Consider the following 19,679-nt stretch of genomic DNA (forward strand, 5'->3'; position numbering starts at 1 on the left):
CCGCGAACACCGGCGAAGCCGGTGCCATGTTCCGCGCTGCCTGTTTCGCGGGGCAAGCCCGCTCCCACAGGAATCGCGTCAACTTCTAGAAATTGAGCAAGACAGTTGCTCCCACAGGTTCAGTGGCAAGGCTGCAATCCGTTATCGGGCCAATAGCGCCTCCATTTCCCGATACCCGCGCTGGCGCGCATGTTCCAGCGCGGTCACCCCGTCCTTGTCGGCGATCTGGCGATCCGCACCCGCCGCCAGCAGGCGCCGGACGATCTCCACATGCCGCGGCCCGCCATCACCAAGGATCACGGCCTCCAGCAGCGCGGTCCAGTGCAGCCGGTTCAGGTGGTTGACGTCCACGCCGGCATCGATCAGCAACTGCACGGTCTCCACATGCCCGCGTTCGGCGGCCGGGATCAAGGCGGTGCCGCCATAGCGGTTGGTGCTCTTGAGGTCGGCGCCATGGGCAAGGGTCAAGCGCAGGATGTCGTTCAATCCCCGCGCACCGGCATACAGGTAGGGGCTGTCGTCGATGTTGTCCTTGGCGTTCACGTCCGCACCGGCCTCGATCAACGCTTTCGCCGCCGCGACCTGGTTGGCGTGGGTGGCGACCATCAGTGCGGTACGCCCCTGGTCATCGCGCTTGTCCACATCGGCACCTTGCTTGAGCAGGCGTTGCAAGGTGGTGGTGTCATTCTGCGCGGCGGCGTTGTGCATGGCGGGCGTCTCGGCGAAAGCAAGGCTGGTGAACACGGCGAAGGCTAGAGCGGTAAGTGACAAGCGCATGGCAAAGGCTCCTGAATGGCTCCCTCAATCCTAGAAAATGGACGGCAGGGGTTGAAGTCAAGAATGTGCATGACCCACAGTGCCCTGCTGAATAGTTTGAGCAGGAAGCCTACCGATGAAATTTCCGACGCCAGCGCTCGCTGCCCTGTGCCTGGCTGCCACCAGCACCTGGGCCTGGGCCGACCAACTGCTGCCCGCGCCTCCGGAGGTGCAGTCCGGCTACCGCAGCGGCCTGCAACCGGTGCACGCCAGCCGGCACATGGTGGCGGCTGCCAACCCGCTGGCCAGCGAGGCCGGGCGAGCGATGTTGCGGGCCGGCGGCAGCGCCATCGATGCGGCAATCGCCATGCAGATGGTGCTGACCCTGGTCGAGCCGCAGTCCAGCGGCATTGGCGGTGGGGGGTTCATCCTGTACTGGGATGGCCAGCAGGTACAGGCCTACGATGGCCGCGAGACGGCGCCGGCCACCGTGACCGAAACGCTGTTCCTGCAACCCGACGGTAGCCCGATGCCGTTCAGGGCCGCGCAGATCGGCGGTCGCTCGGTGGCTGTCCCCGGTGTGCTGCGGGCATTGAAAATGGCCCACGAGCAGCATGGCAAACTGCCCTGGGGTGAGCTGTTCAAACCGGCCATTGCCCTGGCGCGCGAAGGTTTTCCGATTTCCCAACGCCTGCATACCCTGGTGGCCGAAGACCCCTTCATCCCCAGTTCACCCGCCATGGCCCGGTACTTTCTGGACGATCAGGGCAAACCGCTGGCGGCGGGGACCTTGCTGCGCAACCCCGAGCTTGCGCAAACCTTCGAGCAACTGGCAGAGCAGGGCGTCGAGGCCTTCTACACCGGCCCGATCGCCGAGGCGATGGTTGCCCAGGTGCGCAGCCATGCCAATGCCGGGCAGCTGTCGCTAGAGGACTTGCGCCAGTACCAGGCCAAGACGCGCACGCCGGTATGCGGCCCGTACAAGGCCTGGCAGATCTGCGGCATGCCGCCACCTTCCTCGGGTGGCGTAGGCGTGTTGCAGACCTTGGGCATCCTCGAAGCCGTACAGCGTGCTTCACCCCAACGCGACCTGGCCACCCAGCTGCCACGCAAGGTGGCCTCCCCCGCGGGGCTGGAACCCACCCCGCTGGCGGTGCATCTGGTAGCCGAGGCCGAGCGCCTGGCCTTTGCCGACCGTGCCCAGTACCTGGCCGACAGCGACTATGTGCCGGTGCCGGTCATGGCGTTGACCGACCCGGCTTACCTGGCCGGGCGCGCCACGCTGATCGGCGACTCCAGCATGAAGTACGCCCGCCCGGGCACGCCGCAAGGCGCGAACCTGGCACTGGCCCCGGATCGTTCGCCGCTGCGCATTTCCACCTCGCACCTTTCTGCCGTGGACGACAGCGGTCAGGCCCTGGCCATGACCACCTCGGTGGAGGCAGCGTTCGGTTCGCACCTGATGGTCAAGGGCTTCCTGCTTAACAATCAGCTCACCGATTTTTCTTTCATCCCGCAGGAAAACGGCAGGCCAGTGGCCAACCGCGTCGAACCCGGCAAGCGGCCACTGTCGGCCATGGCGCCGACGCTGGTGTTCGCGCGCGACTCCGGTGAGCTGGTGGCCAGCCTCGGTTCACCGGGTGGTTCGCAGATCATCGGCTACGTGAACAAGGCCCTGGTCGGCCTGCTGGACTGGCAGCTCGACCCGCAGCAGGCCGCCAACCTGCCCAACTTTGGCAGCCGCAACGCGGGCACCGAAGTGGAGGCGGGGCTGGCCAGCCCGGCGCTGATCCGGCAACTGGCGGCCTGGGGCCATGAGGTCACGCCGCTGACCATGACCAGCGGCATGCAGATCATCCAGCGCACGGCCGATGGCTGGTCGGGTGGCGCCGACCCGCGGCGCGAGGGCGTGGCGCTGGGCGACTAGGCGTGGTAGAAGTCAGTCTTGTCATTCAGAAGTTGAATACCAAGATGACCATCAGCGTGAAATCGAATAGAGCCCTGTTCGACCTCGACCTGCTGCGCGCCATCGTCGTGGTGGCCGATTGCGGCAGCTTCACCACGGCCGCCACGCGCCTGCATTCGACCCAGTCGACCATCAGCCAGAAGGTGCGCCGCCTGGAGGACATGGTCGGCCACCGCTTGCTGGTGCGCGGCAACCGTGACGTGCTGCCGACCGACGCCGGGCAGACCTTGCTGGGCTACGCCCGGCATATGCTGGCGCTCAATGACCAGATGCTCGAAGCCCTGGCCGGGGCCATGGTCGGCGTCACGGTGCGTTTAGGTGTACCCGAGGACTTCGTCGGCGGGCGCACCACCAATGCGCTGTCGGCGTTCAGCCGCTTGCATCCGCAGGTCAAGCTGGAGGTCACCAGCGGGCTGTGCCGCGACCTCAGCCAGGCCTACGACAACGGTGAGCTCGACCTGGTGCTGCTCAAGCAGCGGCGCAACACCCGCGAAGGGGTGGCGTGCTGGCCAGAGCGTTTGCAGTGGATCGACAGCGCGCGCATGCCGTCCTTCGAGCTCGACCCGATCCCGTTGGTGACCTTTCCGCCGCGCGGGTTGTACCGCGAGGACATGATCAGTGCCATCGAAGGGATGGGGCGGCGTTGGCGCATCAGCTTCACCAGTTCAAGCCTCAGTGGCATTCAGGCGGCGGTGGCCGATGGCATGGGCATCAGCCTGCTGCCGCCGCGGGCGGCGACCGGCGAGCATCGGGTGCTGGGGGAGGGGCAGGGGTTGCCGGAGGTGGACAGCTACGAGATCGTCATTGTCCATCGGCCGACGGCGGATGTGATGGTCAAGGCGTTGGCCGAGGTGGTGAGCGAGTTGCTCGCCGGTGGTGGGATCTAATGCCTGTGCTGGCCTTATCGCCGGCAAGCCGGCTCCCACAGGGTCCCCACAGTTCTTGAGTGCTGTGGTGAACCTGTGGGAGCCGGCTTGCCGGCGATAGGGCCGCTGCAGACCTCAGGGCATCCCCAACCACTGCGGCAGTGCCAGCGAGATGAACGGCACATAGGTCACCAGCACCAGGAACAGCAGCAGGATCGACAGCCACGGCAGCGCCGCGCGAATCGTCTGCCCCAAGGTCAACCCGGTCACCGCCGAAGTCACGAACAGGTTCAGCCCCACCGGTGGATGCACCAGGCCGATCTCCATGTTCACCACCATCACGATGCCCAGGTGAATCGGGTCGATGCCAAGCTTCATCGCGATCGGGAAGAAGATCGGCGCCAGGATCAGGATGATCGCCGACGGCTCCATGAAGCTGCCCGCCACCAGCAGCACCACGTTGACCATGATCAGGAAGCCGATCGGCGTCAGCCCTTCGGACAGCACCCACTGGGTGATCTGCTGGGGGATCTGCTCGGTGGTCAGTACATGGGCGAAGAGCATGGCGTTGGCGATGATGAACAGCAGCATGATGGTCAGCCGGCCAGACTCCAGCAGCACTTTCGGGCAGTCGCGCAGGCGCATGTCCTTGTACACGAACAGCGCGATGAACGCCGAATACACCGCCGCCACGGCCGCCGCTTCGGTGGGGGTGAACATGCCGCTGTAGATCCCGCCGAGGATGATCACCAGCAGCAACAACCCCCAGAACGCGCGCCTGGCCGTGCGCAGCCATTCGGCGAAACTGGCCCGGGGTTGCGCGGGCAGCTTCTTGATCCGGGCGACGATGTAGATCGTCACCATCAGCGCCACGCCCAGCAGGATGCCCGGGATCACACCGGCCATGAACAGCTTGCCGACCGAGGTTTCGGTGGCGGCCGAGTACACCACCATGACGATCGACGGCGGAATCAGGATGCCCAGGGTACCGGCGTTGCAAATGATCCCGGCGCCGAACTCACGGGGGTAGCCGGAGCGCACCATGCCGGCCACCGCGATCGAGCCGACTGCCGCCACCGTGGCCGGCGACGAACCCGACAGCGCGGCGAACAGCATGCACGCCAGCACGGCGGCAATCGCCAGGCCGCCTCGAATGTGGCCGACGCAGGCATTGGCGAAGTCGATCAGCCGCTGGGCCACGCCGCCGGTGGTCATGAACGCGCCCGACAGCAGGAAGAACGGGATGGCCAGGAAGGTATAGCTGTCGGAGGTTTCGAACAGCTTGATCGCCAGCGAGCTCAGGGAATCCTGGCTGAACATCAGGATCGACAGCGCCCCCGACAGGCCCAGCGAAATCGCGATCGGCACGCCCAGGAACATGAACACGAACAGCAGCAGGAACAGGCAGATAACCGTCATCAGTGGTGCTCCTCACCGGAGTTGGCCAGCTTGCTGGCTTCGGCGGCCTCGTCGGCCAGGCCCAGGCCGTACTGGCGGTGGGTGAACAGGCGGTAGAGGATTTCCAGGTAGCGGACGATCACCAGGGCAAAGCCGAACGGCACGATCAGCGCGATATGGCCGACCTTGATGCCGTAACGGTCGAGGTCTTCGGCGCCGATGCCGGCGACCAGCACCGCGCTCACCCACTTGATGCTCGCCATCAGGAACAGCCCGGCATAGGCCAGGCAGCAGGCACAGGCGATCATCGCCAACACCCGTTGCACGGGCTTGCGAAAGCGCCGGACCAGTACGTCGACACCCAGATGGCCTGCGGTGCGCACGCCGTAGGCAATGCCGAAGAAGATCAGCCAGCCGAACAGGGCCTTGGTCAGGGCGATGCTCCAGGTCATTTCCTGGGCGTAGCCCATCAGGTGGTCGCCGATGCTCAGCAACAGCTCGCTGGCGAAGGCCCAGTGGTCACTGAGCGTGTAGAACATCGTGTACAGGTTGTTCAGCGCCACGTAGATGAAGGTCACCAAGGTCATGGCCGCCAGGAGAAAGGCGATCATGCCTTCCTCGAAGTGCTCCCAGGCACGCCTGAGCGATTGCATAAGGATTCTCCAGACAAAGAGAGGGCGGGCCACCTGGGGGCAGGTGGCCGGGGCAGGGCACAGGAAGGGTCAGGACGCCTTGTTGGCGTCGTCGGCGGCCTTGATCAGGTCGGCGCCGATCTGGTCGGAGAACTTGTCCCACACCGGGCGCATCGACTCGCGCCATTGCTGACGCTGCTCGGCGGTCAGCGGGTCGATCTCGCTGGTCTTGGCGTCGAGGATCTTCTGCCGGGAGGTCTGGTTGAGGGCTTCGGCCTGTTTGTTCACCTCGACGGTGACCTCGTCCATGATCACCTGCAGTTCGCCACGCACGTCTTCAGGCAGGGTGTTCCAGAACTTGGCGTTGGTGATGACCATGTAGTCGATCAGGCCGTGGTTGGTCTCGGTGAAGAACGGCTGCACCTCGTTGACCTTCTGGCTTTCGTAGTTCGACCAGGTGTTCTCGGTGCCGTTGACCGTGCCGGTCTGCAGGCCCTGGTAGACCTCGGCGAAGCTCATCTTGCGCGGGTTGGCGCGGATGGCCTTGAACTGCTCTTCGAGCACGCTGGAGGCCTGCACGCGGAATTTCAGGCCACGGGCATCCTTGGGCAGCATCACCTTCCTGTTCGCCGACAACTGCTTGAGGCCGTTGTGCCAGTAGGCCAGGCCGCGGATGCCCTTGTCTTCCATCGAGGTCAGCAGCGCCTTGCCTTGCGGGCCCTGCTGGAAGCGGTCGACGGCGGCCAGGTCGTCGAACAGGAACGGCAGGTCGAAGATCTGCACCTGTTTGTTGTAGTGCTCGAACTTGGCCAGCGACGGCGCCAGCATCTGCACATCGCCCAGCAGCAGGGCTTCCATTTCCTTGCCGTCACCGAACAGCGACGAGTTGGGGTAGACCTCGACTTTGACCTTGTCCTTGAGTTGCGGGTCAGCGGCGACCAGCTTCTGGAACATCAGCGCGCCTTGGCCTTTGGGCGTGCTGTCGGCCACCACGTGGGCGAACTTGATGATGATCGGGTCGGCGGCCTGGGCCAGGCTCGCCATGGACACAGCAGCGGCGCAGAACAGCGCGTGGGTCAGCTTCAACATCGATGTCACCTCTGACTTATTGTTGTAGGAGGATTGAGCGTCACCATGGACCAATCACCTGCGTGTGGAGAATCAGCATTTGTGTAAGGCGGCGTTCGGCTGGACCGAACGCTTGGTTGTATCAGCGCCGGCCTCTTCGCGGGACAAGCCCGCTCCCACAGGCACAGCACAGCATTCGAGTTCAGTGGTGTGCTTGTGGGAGCCGGTGCTTGTGGGAGCCGGCTTGCCGGCGATAGGGCCAGTAGTTTCAACCGACCTCTCGAGCCAACAAGCGCTGCGCCCGCATCACCACCGGCGCATCCACCATCTGCCCATCCAGCTGAAACGCCCCGGCGCCACCGGCCGCCTCGCTCGCCGCCAGCACCTTGCGCGCCCACACCAGCTCGTCGGCACTCGGCGCCAAGGCCGCATGAATCACCGCCACCTGCCTCGGATGAATGCACAGCGCCCCGCCATAGCCCATGTCGTAGGCATGCCGCATCGCCCGCTGCAAACCGTCGGCATCGTCAATGGCCGGAAACACCCCATCCAACGGCGGCAACAGACCGGCCCCGCGCGAATGCAGCTGCACGGCCATGCGCGCCTGATCGAGGAACTGCCGGGCCGCCGTGCTTTCGGTGTTCAGGTCCAGGTCCAGCGCCAGGTCCAGGCTGCCGAACGACAAGCGCTCGACACCCTCGGCCTGGGCGATCTGCTGCAAGGCCAGCAGGCCCTTGGCACTCTCGATGATCGGCCACACCGGCTTGCCGATGTGGCGGGCGACTGCGACCTGGGCTGCGTTCTCGACCTTGGGCAGCAGCAGCCCGACAACGCCCGCGTGTTGCGCGCAGAACCTAAGGTCGGCGCTGTGTTGGGGATGGTGCGGCGCGTTGACCCGCACCCAGACGGCAGCCTGCGGCGTGGCCTGCAGAAACGCCGCCAGGTGCTCGCGGGCCTGCTGTTTCAACGGCTCTTCCACGGCATCCTCGAAATCGACGATGACCGCATCGGCACCTGCCGCCAGGGCCTTGGCAAAACGCTCGGGCCGACTGCCCGGCACGAACAGGGCGGAGCGCACGCTGTTCATACCGCACCGCCGGTAGCCAGGCTGGCCTGCTCGTGCGCGCTGAAGCCCAGCTCGGCGAGGATGTCCTGGGTGTGCTGACCCAGCGCGGGTACGGCATCCATGCGCGGGGTGAAGGCCGCATTGCGCCCCGGTGGCAGCAGCGACGGCAGCTTGCCGACGGGGCTGTCCACCTCGCGCCAGCCGTCGCGGGCCTGCAACTGCGGGTGTTGCCAGACCCCGTGCATGTCGTTGACCCGGGCGTTGGCGATCTGCGCCTGCTCCAGGCGTGCGACCACCTCGTCCAGCGACAGGTCGGCAAAGCCATCGATGATGATCTGGCGCAGCACCTCGCGGTTTTCCGAGCGCTTGAAGTTGGCGCTGAAGCGGTCATCGCTGGCCAGCGCCGGATCGAGCAGCACCTTTTCGCAGAACAGCGTCCACTCCCGTTCGTTCTGCAGGCCGAGCATGAGGGTGCCGCCACCGCCGGTGGGGAATGGCCCGTAGGGGTAGATGGTCGAGTGCGAAGCGCCGGCCCGCGGGGGGGGCGGTGCGCCGTCGTAGGCGTAGTACATCGGGTAGCCCATCCACTCCACCAGGCTTTCCAGCATCGACACGTCGATGCGGCTGCCGACCCCGGTCTTGTCGCGCAGCATCAACGCCGACAACACGCCGGTGTAGGCGTACATGCCCGCCGCGATGTCGGCGATCGAGCAGCCGGCCTTGGCCATTTCGTTGTCGCCGGGGCCGCCGGTAACCGACAGGAAGCCGCCTTCGCTCTGGATCAGCAGGTCGTAGGCCTTTTTCTTTTCGTAAGGGCCGCCTTCGCCATAACCGGAAATGTCGCACACGATCAGCCGTGGGAAGCGCGCGTGCAAGGCGTCGAACGACAGGCCCATGCGCGCTGCCGCGCCCGGTGCGAGGTTCTGCACCAGCACGTCGGCCTTGGCCAGCAAGGCGTCGAGGATGTCGCCCGCTGCGTCCTGCTTGAGGTCGAGGGTGAGGCTTTCCTTGGAGCGGTTGGTCCACACGAAATGCGAGGCCAGGCCGTCGACGCGCTGGTCGTAGCCCCGGGCGAAGTCGCCACTGCCGGGGCGTTCGACCTTGATCACGCGGGCGCCGAGGTCGGCCAGTTGGCGGGTGCAGAACGGCGCCGCGATGGCGTGCTCCAGGCTGACGACGGTGATGCCGTCCAGCGGGCGAGGGGTTGCTTGCGTCATGGGATCACCTCAGTGCAGTTCGGCCAGGGAGCGGGCATCGCGCAGTTGCCACATGCGCTCGATCAGAACCTGGCCCTGGGCCGGAGTGCGCGCGCCGGAGTACGCCAGCAGGCGCTGGAACTTGGCCTCCAGCTCAGGGCGCGACAGGGTATTGCCGGGGTCGCCCTTGGGTTCGTCGATGGCCGCGTGGAAACGGCGACCGTCGTTGCAGGTGACCTCGACGCGGCCCAGCCAGCGGGCCGGGTAGGCGGCGTCCACCTCAGGGTCCAGTTGCATCTGCACCTTGTCGCGAAACGCCGCCACGTGCGGGTCGGTCAGCGCCAGGTCGCGGAACTCCAGCAGCTGCGCGCTGCCATGCACGGCGATCAGGCCGAGCACGGTGCCCATGGAGAACTTGGCCTGGTGCACGGTGGTGGGCGTGGTGACCCGGCCCAGCACGTCGATCGCGCCCTGGTGCACGCGGGTGACCACCTTGGCGATCTCGGCATGGCCCAGCCCTTCGCGGGTCATCAGCTGCAGCAGGGCATCGGCGGCGGGGTGGGTGTGGCGGCACGAGGCGTGGAACTTGAACGAGGTTTCCACCAGCGCCCAGCGTGTGCCTAGGCGGTCGCTCAGGCGCGCCGGGTCGGCGTCGCTGGACATGCCGGCCGCCAGGCCTTGCTCGCCTTCGAGGATGTTGCGCGCACCGCTCAGGCCATCGGCGGTCAGGTAGGCGGCCAGCAGGCCGTCGGCGGCCGCCTTGGCCGTGTGCAGCTGCTTGGAATCGGCGGCGTCGTGCAAGAACTCCCACAAGCCGGCGGCCTGGGTGCCGGCGCTGCCCAGCAGGTTGATGAACTGATCCTGGTTGAAGTCCAGCAGCTTGCCCACGCCCACCGCGGCGGCCAGGGTGCCGACGGTGGCGGTGGTGTGGAAGATGCGGTAGTGCGAACGACCAAGGAACTCACCGATGCGGATGCCCGCCTCATAACCGGCCACCGCCGCCAGCAGCAGGTCCTGGCCGGATTTGCCGAGGTCCTGGGCGGCCGCCAGCACGGCGGAGAACACCACGGTGGCAGGGTGCAGCACCGAGCTGTTGTGCAGGTCGTCCTGTTCGACCAGGTGCGAGGCGGCGCCATTGACCAGCGCGGCGAAGTAGGGCGAAGACGAGCGCCCGCTGGTCAGCACCCGTGCGCTGCCCAGGGCCGGCCCCATGCGTTCGGCATAGCGCTCGAACAGCGGGATCGGGTGCGCACCCTGGCTGGCCAGGGCCGAGCCCAGCCAGTCGAGGAACAGGTCTTCGGTGCGGTCCAGCACGTGGCCTGGAATGTGCGCGTAGCGCAGGTCGGCGAGAAAGCCCGCCAGGGCTTGGGTATGTTGCATGTTCAGGCCCTCAGAAGCTGCGCGGCAGTTCGAGCAGGTGCTCGGCCACGTAGGACAGGATCAGGTTGGTGGAGATCGGCGCCACCTGGTACAGGCGGGTTTCGCGGAACTTGCGCTCGACGTCGTATTCGCAGGCGAAGCCAAAGCCGCCGTGGGTCTGCAGGCAGGCGTTGGCGGCTTCCCACGAGGCCTTGGCGGCCAGGTACTTGGCCATGTTGGCGCTGGCCCCGGCGTTCTGCCCGCTGTCGTACTCGGCGCAGGCGCGCCAGCGCATCAGGTCGGCCGCCTCGATTTCGATATGGGCCTCGGCAATCGGGAACTGCACGCCCTGGTTCTGCCCGATCGGGCGGCCGAACACCACGCGATCGCGGGCATAGGCGCTGGCCTTTTCGATGAACCAGCGGCCGTCACCGATGCATTCGGCGGCGATCAGCGTGCGTTCGGCGTTGAGGCCGTCGAGGATGTACTTGAAGCCTTTGCCTTCTTCGCCGATCAGGCTGCTGGCCGGAATCTGCAGGTTGTCGAAGAACAGCTCGTTGGTTTCGTGGTTGACCATGTTGGCGATCGGTTGCACGGTGAGGCCGTTGCCGATGGCCTCGCGCAGGTCGACCAGGAAGATCGACATGCCTTCGGACTTCTTCTTCACCTCGGCCAATGGCGTGGTGCGGGCCAGCAGGATCATCAGGTCGGAGTGCTGGATGCGCGAGATCCACACCTTCTGGCCGTTGATCACGTAGCTGTCGCCCTGGCGCACGGCGGTGGTCTTGATCTTGGTGGTGTCGGTGCCGGTGGTGGGTTCGGTCACGCCCATCGACTGCAGGCGCAGCTCGCCGCTGGCCAGCTTGGGCAGGTAATGGCGCTTCTGTTCCTCGCTGCCGTGGCGCAGCAGGGTGAACATGTTGTACATCTGGCCGTGCACGGTGCCGGAGTTGCCACCGCAGGCATTCACTTCTTCAAGGATCACCGAGGCCTCGGCCAGGCCCAGGCCGGAGCCGCCGTATTGCTCGGGGATCATCGCCGACAGCCAGCCGGCGTCGGTCATGGCTTTGACGAACGCTTCCGGGAAGCCCTTTTCTTCGTCGATCTTGCGCCAGTAGCTGGCGTCGAATTCGGCGCACAAGGCGCGCACGCCTTCGCGGATGGCAGTGAGGTCTTCGCTGTCGTACTTATGCATGCAGGGGGTCTCTGTCGGGTTTCAGTCGAAAAGCACTTCGGCGCTCTGTGCCACGCCGTCGGCATTGCCGGCCCACAGCTGGGCCTGGCCTGGCGCGCTGATACGCCCGGCCACTTCGAAGGGGGTGGGCAAGGTCAGCGGGCGCACGCCGCGATAGGCGAAGTGCCGCACCTGTTTGCCGGGGTTGGCGCGAATGAAGGCGCGCAGGTTGAGGGTGGCGATCAGGGGGCCGTGCACGACCAGGCCGGGATAGCCTTCAATGGCGGTGACGTAGGGCTGGTCGTAATGGATGCGGTGGCCGTTGAAGGTCACGGCGGAGTAGCGGAACAGCAAGGTTGGTGTCGACGCCACGGCCTCGTACCAGTCAGCCGGCTCAGCGGCTTGCGCGCTGCTGCGCTTGGGCGGGTTGGGTTCGCGGTAGACGATGTCCTGCTCTTCGCGCACGCACAGCTGGCCGTGCTGCGAATAGTCATGGCGCACGGTGACGAACAGCAAGGCGCCGGTGCGGCCGTGCTTTTCCTCGATGTGCACGATGGTCGACAGGCGATGGGCCTCGGCACCGACCTTGAGCGGGGCGATGAACTCGACCCGGCCCCCTGCCCACATGCGGTTGCGGTTGTCGGCCGGGGGCAGGAAGCCGCCGCGGGCCGGGTGGCCGTCACTGCCCAGCTGCGCTTCGGCCACGGGTTCCTGGAAGAAGCACCACATCCACAACGGTGGCAACGGTTGCCCGACGGCGGGCGCGGTTTCGCCGAAGGTGGCGGCGATACGCTTGATCAGGTTGCGGCTGAGCTCATCGACGGCTTCTTCCGTGCGGCCGAGCCAGGCACGGTAATCCGTGGGTGATTGCGTGGCAGTCATAACCATTGGCCTCTGCATTTGTTGTTATGCACGGATCATGCGAGCTGTTTGGCATTCTGTGAATTTGCATTTGTGTGAAGCAGCGTTCGTGTATGCTGAACGCCGTTTTTGCCTGTATGGGCCTCATCGCCGGCAAGCCGGCTCCCACAGGGACGGCGGCGCTTTTACCTGTGGGAGCCGGCTTGCCGGCGATGAGGCCATTGGCCACAACCGGAGCCCCAATGCATTTCGACCTGGCAGACCTGCGGCTTTTCATTCATATCGGCGAATCACCCAGCCTGACCCAGGGTGCACGCCGGGCGTTTCTGTCGCCGGCCGCCGCCAGCGCCCGGATCAAGGCGCTGGAGGCGCAGCTCGACACGCGCCTGCTGTACCGTGACAGCCGTGGCGTCGAACTGACCCCGGCCGGGCACAAGCTGTTGACCCATGCGCGCCTGATCATGCGCCAGGTGGACTACCTGAAAGCCGAATTCACCCAGTTCGGCACCGATTCGGCCGGGCATATCCGCATCTTCGCCAACACCACGGCGGTCACCGAATTCCTCCCCGAAGTACTGGCCGGTTTTCTCGCCCAACGCCCGGGGGTGACGGTCGACCTGCAGGAGCGGCTGTCGCGGGATATCGTGCGCGGCGTGCTCGATGGCAGCAGCGACATGGGCATCATCGCAGGGCCCGTGGAAGCCAGTGGCCTGCAGGTGATGCACTTCAGCACCGACCGCCTGGTGCTGATCGTGCCGGCCGGGCACGAACTGGCGTCACGCCAACGGGTGACCTTCAAGCAGACCCTGGACTTCCAGCATATCGGCCTGCACGACGGCAGCACCTTGCTGAGTTTTCTGCGCGACCATGTCGAGCGCATGGGCATGACCCTGTCGCTGCGCATCCAGTTGTCGAGCTTCGAGGCCATCTGCCGGCTGGTGGAGGCGGGGGTGGGGATCGGCATCATTCCCGAATCGGCGGCGCAGCGGCACAGCCAGACCATGGACCTGGTCACCATCAGCCTCGATGAGCCTTGGGCGGTACGGGAACGGAGCATTCTGGTGCGGGAGCTGGAGGCTTTGCCAGGCACGGTGCGGGCGTTGATCGCGACCTTGATGCCGCAGGCCTGAAGTGCATTTGGGCCGTTAGAAGAAACTGCGCTGGGCCTTGAACGTCACCATGCCCTGGCAATAAGTATTCATGCCCGCATAGGCCTCGCAGCCACCGCCACCGAGGTCGGAGTTGCTGTAGATCAGGTTGAGGTCAAGCCCCAGCCACGGCCGCGAGAGTTCCAGCGACCAGTCGGAAAACCCGCTTACCTGGCTGCCGTCGCCAATGGTGAAGGGGGTGCCCAGGCGGTGGTGGGCCATCTTGACGGTGAGGTCGACGTCGAACAGCGGCAGTTGGCCGAGGTCGGCGAACAGGGTGCCGGTGCGGTGCTCGGGGGTGTCGCGCAAGGCCCCGCCAAAGCGGCTGCCCAGGACCGAGATGCCGCCGTACAGGGCATAGCTGTCGGCGCCTGCGATGTTCGGCTGGCTGTAGTGGATCAGGCCCAGCTCGTAGCCCAGGGTGCTGTCGAAGTGATGCTTGTAGCCCAGGTAGCTGTCCAGGCGCAGGGTGGAATCGGGCGTCACGCCCATGCTCGGCGCGTACTGGCCGAAGTACCAGCCGCTTGGGTGGCTGAGGTCGAGGCCGCCGTGGAAGGCGCCGACTGCGCTCGGCGAGATCAGCCCTTGGGCCATTGTGCGCGAAGCGGTGGTCCCGAGCTTGAAATCGAAGTCGCCCAATTGACGCTGGATCTGTTGGGCCAGCAGCGCCGGGCTGAAGAGCAGGGCCGCACCCAGCAACAGCAGGGGCCTGGTCATGGTCACCGTCCTGGAAGGCTTGCACTTGAGCGGCCCAGCATACCTGGGTTGGCCGGCAGGGCAAACCGCGGGGTGGGACTCACAGCGGTTGGGAGATTTCGATCAGGTTGAGGTCCGGGTCGCGCACATAGACGGAGAGGATCGGCCCGGTCGCACCGGTATGTTGTATCGGCCCCTGCAGGATCGGCCATTGGGCGTGCTGCAGATGGGCGATCACCTGTTCCAGGCCGACGCTGGCGATGAAGCACAGGTCGAGTGCGCCAGGGACGGGCAGGTGGGCCTTGGGCTCGAACTCCTGGCCGCGCACATGGATGTTGATCTTCTGCTGGCCGTAACGCAGTGCCAGCCGCCCGGCACCGAAGGTTTCCAGTTGCATGCCCAGTACCCGGGTGTAGAAGTCGGTGCAGGCTTCCACGTCGCAGGTGGTGAGCACCAGATGGTCCAGGTGATCGATCATTGGCAACCTCAGGCTGGGGGACTGACGTAGCGCAGTCCGGCCCGGGCCATGATAGTGCACCCTGCGAAGCTTTCGACAACTGTGATGGCCGCCGTGTGGAAAGCTCAGCCTTTGCTAACCTTAAATTCCACGCGGTATGGCCCCGAGGGGAAATGTGATGCGCAAGCCATTGCTCTATGTCGTGGCGGCTGTGCTTGGCCTGGGCGTCGTTGCCAGCTACTTCCTGGCTCGAGACCCTGCGACACCCGTAGCGCCCGCAACAACCGCAGCCCCAGCTGCAGCTGCAGCTCCAGTCACACCCCCAGCTCCCGCCCCGGCCCCGGCTGCCGAGGCGCCAGCGCCCAAGCAGACCGTGTTCAATCAGGAGCAACTGGACCAGATGATGGCGCCCGTTGCCCTGTACCCCGATTCGCTGCTGGCCCAGGTGCTGATGGCGTCCACCTATCCGGGCGAAGTGACCGAAGCCGTGGCCTGGTCCAAGGCCAACCCCAAGGCCCAGGGCGATGAGGCGGTCAAGCAAGTGGCGCAGCAGACCTGGGACCCGAGCGTGCAATCCTTGGTGGCGTTCCCGCAGGTGCTGGTGCTGCTTGGCCAGGACCCGGTCTGGGTGCAACGGATGGGGGACGCGTTCCTGGCGCAGCCCGACGATGTGATGGCTTCGGTGCAGCGCCTGCGGCAACAGGCGAAGGCGGCCGGCAACCTGCAGAGCAACCAGTACCAGAACGTTACGGTTCAAGCCGCGCCGGCATCCGCTCCTGCTGCATCCGGCGGCGCGAGTTCGACGAGTGCCCCGGCCAGCAGCTCATCGACCATCATCATCGAGCCCGCCAACCCCCAGGTGGTGTACGTGCCCAGCTACAACCCCACCACGACCTACGGCACCTGGGCCTACCCCTCGTCGCCGCCGGCCTACTACCCGCCGTCACCGTTGTATACCGCCGGCACCGCGCTGATGGCGGGGCTGGCCTTCGGCACCGGCGTTGCGATCGTCAACTCGCTCTGGGGCGACTGTGACTGGGATGACCACGACATCGACGTGGACGTGAACCGCTACAACAACATCAATGCCAACAACCGCATCGGCAACAACCAGGGCAAGTGGCAGCACAACGCGGTACACCGCGATGGCGTGCCCTACCGCGACAACCTCAGCCGCCAGCAATATGGTCGCCAGCTCGACGGCGCCAGCCAGCGCGCGGCCTTCCGTGGCGACGATGCCCAGCGTGCCCAGGCGCGCGACCGCGCCCGTACTTCGCTGGACCAGGCAGGCATCGAGCGGCCGGCCACGACCAACAGCGAGGCGCGCGACCGCGCCCGTGCCTCGATGGACCGGGCAGGCATCGAGCGACCGGCCACGGCCAACAACGATGCGCGCGAACGCGCCCGTGAGTCGATGGACAGGGCAGGTATCGAGCGGCCGGCCACCAGCAACCGCGAAGCCCGCGACCGGGTGCGTGAGACCCAGACCGAGAGACCGCGTGCGACGGACCGCCAGCAGAACACCCGACCTACCCGCGAGAACGTGCAGGCCAGGAACCAGAATCCCCAGGTCAACCAGCGCCGGCAAGGTGACGGCCAGGCGCGCCAGAAGCTGCAAGACCGGCCACGAAGCAGCGCCGGCAGTGCGCGCAACAATGCCTTCGACGGCGTGCGCTCGCCTGCGCGGACCACCGCCCAGGCCAATCGCGGCCGCACCAGCCAGACCCTCGCCCAGCGGCCGAGTGCCTCGCGTGCGGCAGGGCATACCATTTCTCGGCCCAGCGCGCCCGCGCGCCGGGGTGGTGGTGGAGGAGGCCGTCGATGAACCGCAAGCGCATGCTCGTCCCCTTGCTGATTGCCGTGTTCACGGCCTGGCCGTGCTGGGCCTCTACTCAGGAGGCGTTTCCGACACCCGAAAAAGCGGTGGAATCCCTGGTCGCCGCCTTGGGTACGGAAAAGGCCGACGAGGCCCGCCTGGCGCAGTTGTTCGGTGAAGACTGGCGCACCTACATTCCACGCGAAGGCGTGCAGCGCAGCGATGTGGATGCATTCCTGCAGCAGTACCACCAGCAGCATCAGATCGAAAATCAAGGCGATACCAAGGCCATCCTGGCGGTGGGCAGCGAACATTGGACCTTGCCCATTCCACTGGCCAAGGCCGCCAACGGCTGGCACTTCGACCTCAAGGCCGGCAGTGCCGAGATCCGCGCGCGGCGCATTGGCCGCAACGAACTGGGGGCGCTGCAATCGGTGCTGGCCTACCACGATGCACAAATGGACTACGCCTCGCAGGACCGTAACGGCAACGGCGCGCTGGAATATGCCCAGCAGATCTTCAGCACCCCCGGCAAGCACGACGGCTTGTTCTGGGAAGACGAAGCGGATGGCCAGGTCAGCCCGCTGGGCCCGCTGTTCGGCCAGGACGTGGTGGGGGACGACTGGTACGGCTACCACTTCCGCATCCTCGATGGCCAAGGCCCCTCGGCCCCGGGTGGCGCCTACAGCTACCTGATCGGCAACCAGATGAGCCGGGGTTTTGCCCTGGTCGCCTGGCCGGCCAAGTACAACGACACCGGGGTGATGAGCTTCATGATCAGCCATGATGGCCAAGTGTTCGAGAAAGACCTGGGTCCGCAAGGCGACAAGCTGGCCAAGGCCATGAAGCGCTTCGACCCGGACGACAGCTGGAAAGAGGTGAACCAGGACGGCAACGACTGAGCCGCGCTAGCGCCCGAGCAATTGCCCCAGAAGCCACTGCCCGGCGGGCCCCAGTGCACGTTGCCGTGACCAGGCCACGTCCATGGCGACCCGCCTCGGGTAGCCCGCCACCGGCAGCTCCACCAGGCCACTGCCAAAGCGCGCCACCAGCGCGGTGGGCAGCTCTGCCCAACCAAAGCCACGTACCGCGAACTCCAGCAGCGTCAGGTAGTCCGGCGCCGACCAGGCCTGTCCACGGCCATGGTGCAGGCTGGGGGCGTAGGTCTTCATGTACAGCTGGCGCTCGGCTTGCAGATCCTCCGCTTGCAGCATCGGCCGTTTCGCCAAGGGGTGGTCGCAGCTCACGTAGAGCTTGAACTCGGCCTGTTCAGGCAAACGCGCCACCCTGACATCGGCGGGGTAGTGCTGCTGTGCGGCAAGGATGCCGATTTGCGCCAGGCCCTGCTGGACCAGTTCGACCACATCGGCGTCTTCGGAAGGGCCCCAGCGCAGTTCGGTGTGGGGATACAGTTGCGCGAAAAGGCTCATCGCAGCCCCTTGGGACGTCACGCTGTAACTGTCCGACATCACCACCGACACCAATGGCTCGACCTGCCCGGCCAGCCGCACCGCCAGGGCATCGAGGCGGGCGCTGGCATCGAGTATCGCTTCAACGTGCCCCAGCACCTGGCGCCCGGCTGCATTCAGCGTGGGGTGGCGGCCGGCGCGGTCGAACAGAGGGCAACCCACGTCGGCCTCGAAGTTGGCGATGGCGATGCTGATGGTCGACTGGCTTTTGCGCAGTTTGCGCGCCGCAGCGGAAAACGAGCCGAGTGCGGCGGCTTCGACAAAGGCGACGAGGGCTTCAGGCGAGTAGCGCATAGGTATGGATAAAACCGATAGGAGCTATGCCACGAGTATCAGTTCCATCAACGCAAATGGGAAGCACCCGATGGGCGCTGGCGCCTCCTTGCGCCGTCAGTGTCTGGAGGCTGCGCGCACCTCGCGGGCGGTACAGCCGAAGGACTGGCGAAACGCCCGGGTGAACTGCGCCTGGTCGGCAAAACCGCAACGAAACGCCAGTTCGCCGATCGGCAGGTGGCATTGCGGGTCGCGCAACTGCCGGTGCACCGCCTCCAGGCGCTGCTGGCGTATCCATTCGCCCAGGGTATAGGCGGTGCTGGAAAACAGCTTGTGCAGGTAGCGCAGTGAAAGCCCGCAGGCGTTGGCGATGACCTGCGGCGTCAGCTCAGGGTCGGCGAGGTTCTGCAGCACGTAGTGCTCGACCCGGGTCAGGTGCAGGGTGCTGAGGTTGGACCCTTCACTGCCGAGCACGCGTTCGTCCTGCTGCAGCGCCAGCAGCAAGGTGGCCATGGCCTGCTCCAGCAACAGGTGGCGGGCAACCTGCGGGTTGGCGTCGAAGTGCCGGGCACACAGGTCCAGTTGCTCGACGAAGATAAGCCCCAGGCCCTGGGTGGCATCGAAACAATGGCGGGTGTAACGCCGGTGCCCGCGCAGGTGGCCCTTGAGGGCACTTTCGGGAAGCTTGAGCACCCACAGGTCATTTTCCGCGCCGTAATGGAAGCGGTAGGGTGCATCGCCGCGCTCGACGATGAAGCCGCCCGGGCGGCAGCTGAGCTGGTGGCCGTCCTGCTCGAAGTGCACTTCGCTGCGGCTGGGCACGGTGACCAGGTAGAACGCCTCGCGGTCCTGGCCGATCTGCGCCTTGCTGCGCGAGTAGCCGAGCCGGCTCGAACGCAGGCGCGACAGGCTGCAGGGTGTGCTGGGCGTGCTCCAGCGCTGCAGGTGGCCATCGAAGGGTTGCTCGGCGGCGAACGCCAGGCTCAAGGGAAAGTAGGTGTCACTGACGGCTTCGGCCCAGCGCGCCTGGCGCTCGGGCAGGGCCCAGCTGTGGGTCGAGACTTCTGTCGGCATCATCGGTCCTTTTTCAAAGAGGGCAGCATTGAAAAAAGGAACTGCAGGCAAGCTACTCAAGCAGCTCTTGTTATTGTGCAAGCCGCCCGGCAGCGCGAGGCTGCCGGGCGGCTTTGTGCGCCGACCACTGTATCAGGCGACGGGTGTCAGCCGGTAGGTCGCCGACGGTTCCAGGCAGGCCTGCCAGCCCGGCGGTACGACGATGTTGGTGGTGTCCTCCTCGATCACGCAAGGGCCCTGCACCGTTTGCCCCGGTAGCAGGCGATTGCCGTTGAACACCGGCGTGGCTTGCCACTCACCCTCGGCGCTGAAGCGCATCGGGCGCTGGCTGTCCGGTACTGCCACGGGTACTTCGGCCGGGCCTTGCAGCAGCGGTTGTGGCGGGCGTGGCAGGTGGCCGATCA

18 protein-coding genes and 1 pseudogene are annotated in these 19,679 nt (G+C 65.9%); 5 read left to right on the forward strand and 14 right to left on the reverse strand.

Features of this window, described 5'->3' with window-relative positions; genetic code table 11:
* Positions 1-141: 141 nt before the first annotated feature.
* Positions 142-777: an ankyrin repeat domain-containing protein gene (locus PMI38_RS10345; RefSeq protein ID WP_008093517.1), complete on the reverse strand. Its 636-nt coding sequence runs from the start codon at positions 775-777 to the stop codon at positions 142-144.
* 115 nt (positions 778-892) lie between these two features.
* Here PMI38_RS10345 and ggt point away from each other — a divergent pair, with 115 nt between their 5' ends.
* Together ggt and PMI38_RS10355 are read left to right on the forward strand one after the other, a co-directional pair.
* Positions 893-2,683, forward strand: coding sequence for a gamma-glutamyltransferase (gene ggt / locus PMI38_RS10350; RefSeq protein WP_008093519.1), 1,791 nt, complete (start codon positions 893-895; stop codon positions 2,681-2,683).
* Positions 2,684-2,727: 44 nt separating this feature from the next.
* Positions 2,728-3,609 carry a LysR substrate-binding domain-containing protein gene (locus PMI38_RS10355; protein ID WP_008093521.1) on the forward strand — a complete coding sequence of 294 codons (882 nt, stop codon included), beginning with the start codon at positions 2,728-2,730 and terminating at the stop codon, positions 3,607-3,609.
* A 114-nt stretch (positions 3,610-3,723) separates the two neighbouring features.
* On the opposite strand, the gene dctM is transcribed toward PMI38_RS10355, so the two are convergent.
* The 8 genes from dctM to PMI38_RS10395 all read right to left on the reverse strand — a co-directional run bounded on the left by dctM (position 3,724) and on the right by PMI38_RS10395 (position 12,363).
* Complete coding sequence (dctM, locus tag PMI38_RS10360) at positions 3,724-5,007, reverse strand: C4-dicarboxylate TRAP transporter large permease protein DctM (protein ID WP_008093523.1); 1,284 nt, start codon at positions 5,005-5,007, stop codon at positions 3,724-3,726.
* Positions 5,007-5,639 (reverse strand): TRAP transporter small permease, encoded by a 633-nt coding sequence (locus tag PMI38_RS10365; RefSeq protein ID WP_008093525.1) that lies wholly within the window; start codon positions 5,637-5,639, stop codon positions 5,007-5,009. The genes dctM and PMI38_RS10365 overlap by 1 nt, the downstream gene beginning before the upstream one ends.
* Before the next feature lie 69 nt (positions 5,640-5,708).
* Entirely contained in the window at positions 5,709-6,707 is a 999-nt protein-coding gene (locus tag PMI38_RS10370; protein ID WP_008093526.1) for a TRAP transporter substrate-binding protein, read from the reverse strand.
* 247 nt (positions 6,708-6,954) lie between these two features.
* On the reverse strand, positions 6,955-7,773 hold the full coding sequence (locus tag PMI38_RS10375; protein WP_008093528.1) for an HpcH/HpaI aldolase/citrate lyase family protein: 819 nt from the start codon (positions 7,771-7,773) through the stop codon (positions 6,955-6,957).
* Positions 7,770-8,969 carry a CaiB/BaiF CoA transferase family protein gene (locus PMI38_RS10380; RefSeq protein WP_008093530.1) on the reverse strand — a complete coding sequence of 400 codons (1,200 nt, stop codon included), beginning with the start codon at positions 8,967-8,969 and terminating at the stop codon, positions 7,770-7,772. The genes PMI38_RS10375 and PMI38_RS10380 overlap by 4 nt, the downstream gene beginning before the upstream one ends.
* A 9-nt stretch (positions 8,970-8,978) precedes the next feature.
* On the reverse strand, positions 8,979-10,328 hold the full coding sequence (locus PMI38_RS10385) for an MmgE/PrpD family protein (RefSeq protein WP_008093532.1): 1,350 nt from the start codon (positions 10,326-10,328) through the stop codon (positions 8,979-8,981).
* 10 nt (positions 10,329-10,338) lie between these two features.
* The gene (locus PMI38_RS10390; RefSeq protein ID WP_008093534.1) at positions 10,339-11,502 is read right to left on the reverse strand and encodes an acyl-CoA dehydrogenase family protein; all 1,164 of its coding nucleotides are present in this window, start codon (positions 11,500-11,502) and stop codon (positions 10,339-10,341) included.
* A gap of 21 nt (positions 11,503-11,523) precedes the next feature.
* The gene (locus PMI38_RS10395; RefSeq protein WP_008093536.1) at positions 11,524-12,363 is read right to left on the reverse strand and encodes an FAS1-like dehydratase domain-containing protein; all 840 of its coding nucleotides are present in this window, start codon (positions 12,361-12,363) and stop codon (positions 11,524-11,526) included.
* A gap of 221 nt (positions 12,364-12,584) precedes the next feature.
* Here PMI38_RS10395 and PMI38_RS10400 point away from each other — a divergent pair, with 221 nt between their 5' ends.
* On the forward strand, positions 12,585-13,472 hold the full coding sequence (locus tag PMI38_RS10400) for a LysR family transcriptional regulator (protein WP_008093538.1): 888 nt from the start codon (positions 12,585-12,587) through the stop codon (positions 13,470-13,472).
* Between the two features lie 15 nt (positions 13,473-13,487).
* Here PMI38_RS10400 and PMI38_RS10405 read toward each other — a convergent pair whose 3' ends face one another.
* Both PMI38_RS10405 and PMI38_RS10410 read right to left on the reverse strand, forming a co-directional pair.
* Positions 13,488-14,207, reverse strand: coding sequence for a TorF family putative porin (locus PMI38_RS10405; protein ID WP_008093539.1), 720 nt, complete (start codon positions 14,205-14,207; stop codon positions 13,488-13,490).
* A 79-nt stretch (positions 14,208-14,286) separates the two neighbouring features.
* Positions 14,287-14,664 carry a VOC family protein gene (locus PMI38_RS10410; RefSeq protein WP_008093542.1) on the reverse strand — a complete coding sequence of 126 codons (378 nt, stop codon included), beginning with the start codon at positions 14,662-14,664 and terminating at the stop codon, positions 14,287-14,289.
* A gap of 157 nt (positions 14,665-14,821) precedes the next feature.
* Between PMI38_RS10410 and PMI38_RS10415 the strand changes: the two genes are divergently transcribed.
* Together PMI38_RS10415 and PMI38_RS10420 are read left to right on the forward strand one after the other, a co-directional pair.
* The gene (locus PMI38_RS10415) at positions 14,822-16,468 is read left to right on the forward strand and encodes a DUF3300 domain-containing protein (protein ID WP_008093544.1); all 1,647 of its coding nucleotides are present in this window, start codon (positions 14,822-14,824) and stop codon (positions 16,466-16,468) included.
* Positions 16,469-16,479: 11 nt separating this feature from the next.
* Positions 16,480-17,361: a DUF2950 domain-containing protein gene (locus PMI38_RS10420; RefSeq protein ID WP_085988523.1), complete on the forward strand. Its 882-nt coding sequence runs from the start codon at positions 16,480-16,482 to the stop codon at positions 17,359-17,361.
* 6 nt (positions 17,362-17,367) lie between these two features.
* On the opposite strand, the gene PMI38_RS10425 is transcribed toward PMI38_RS10420, so the two are convergent.
* From PMI38_RS10425 to PMI38_RS10435, 3 genes and pseudogenes are all read right to left on the reverse strand, one after another.
* The gene (locus tag PMI38_RS10425) at positions 17,368-18,222 is read right to left on the reverse strand and encodes a LysR family transcriptional regulator (RefSeq protein WP_008093549.1); all 855 of its coding nucleotides are present in this window, start codon (positions 18,220-18,222) and stop codon (positions 17,368-17,370) included.
* 96 nt (positions 18,223-18,318) lie between these two features.
* Complete coding sequence (locus tag PMI38_RS10430; RefSeq protein WP_008093551.1) at positions 18,319-19,275, reverse strand: AraC family transcriptional regulator; 957 nt, start codon at positions 19,273-19,275, stop codon at positions 18,319-18,321.
* A 132-nt stretch (positions 19,276-19,407) separates the two neighbouring features.
* Positions 19,408-19,679 (reverse strand): annotated as a pseudogene (locus PMI38_RS10435) (hydantoinase/oxoprolinase family protein); the annotation flags it as partial.

The sequence above is a fragment of the Pseudomonas sp. GM84 genome (genome assembly GCF_000282535.1).
GTDB lineage: Bacteria > Pseudomonadota > Gammaproteobacteria > Pseudomonadales > Pseudomonadaceae > Aquipseudomonas.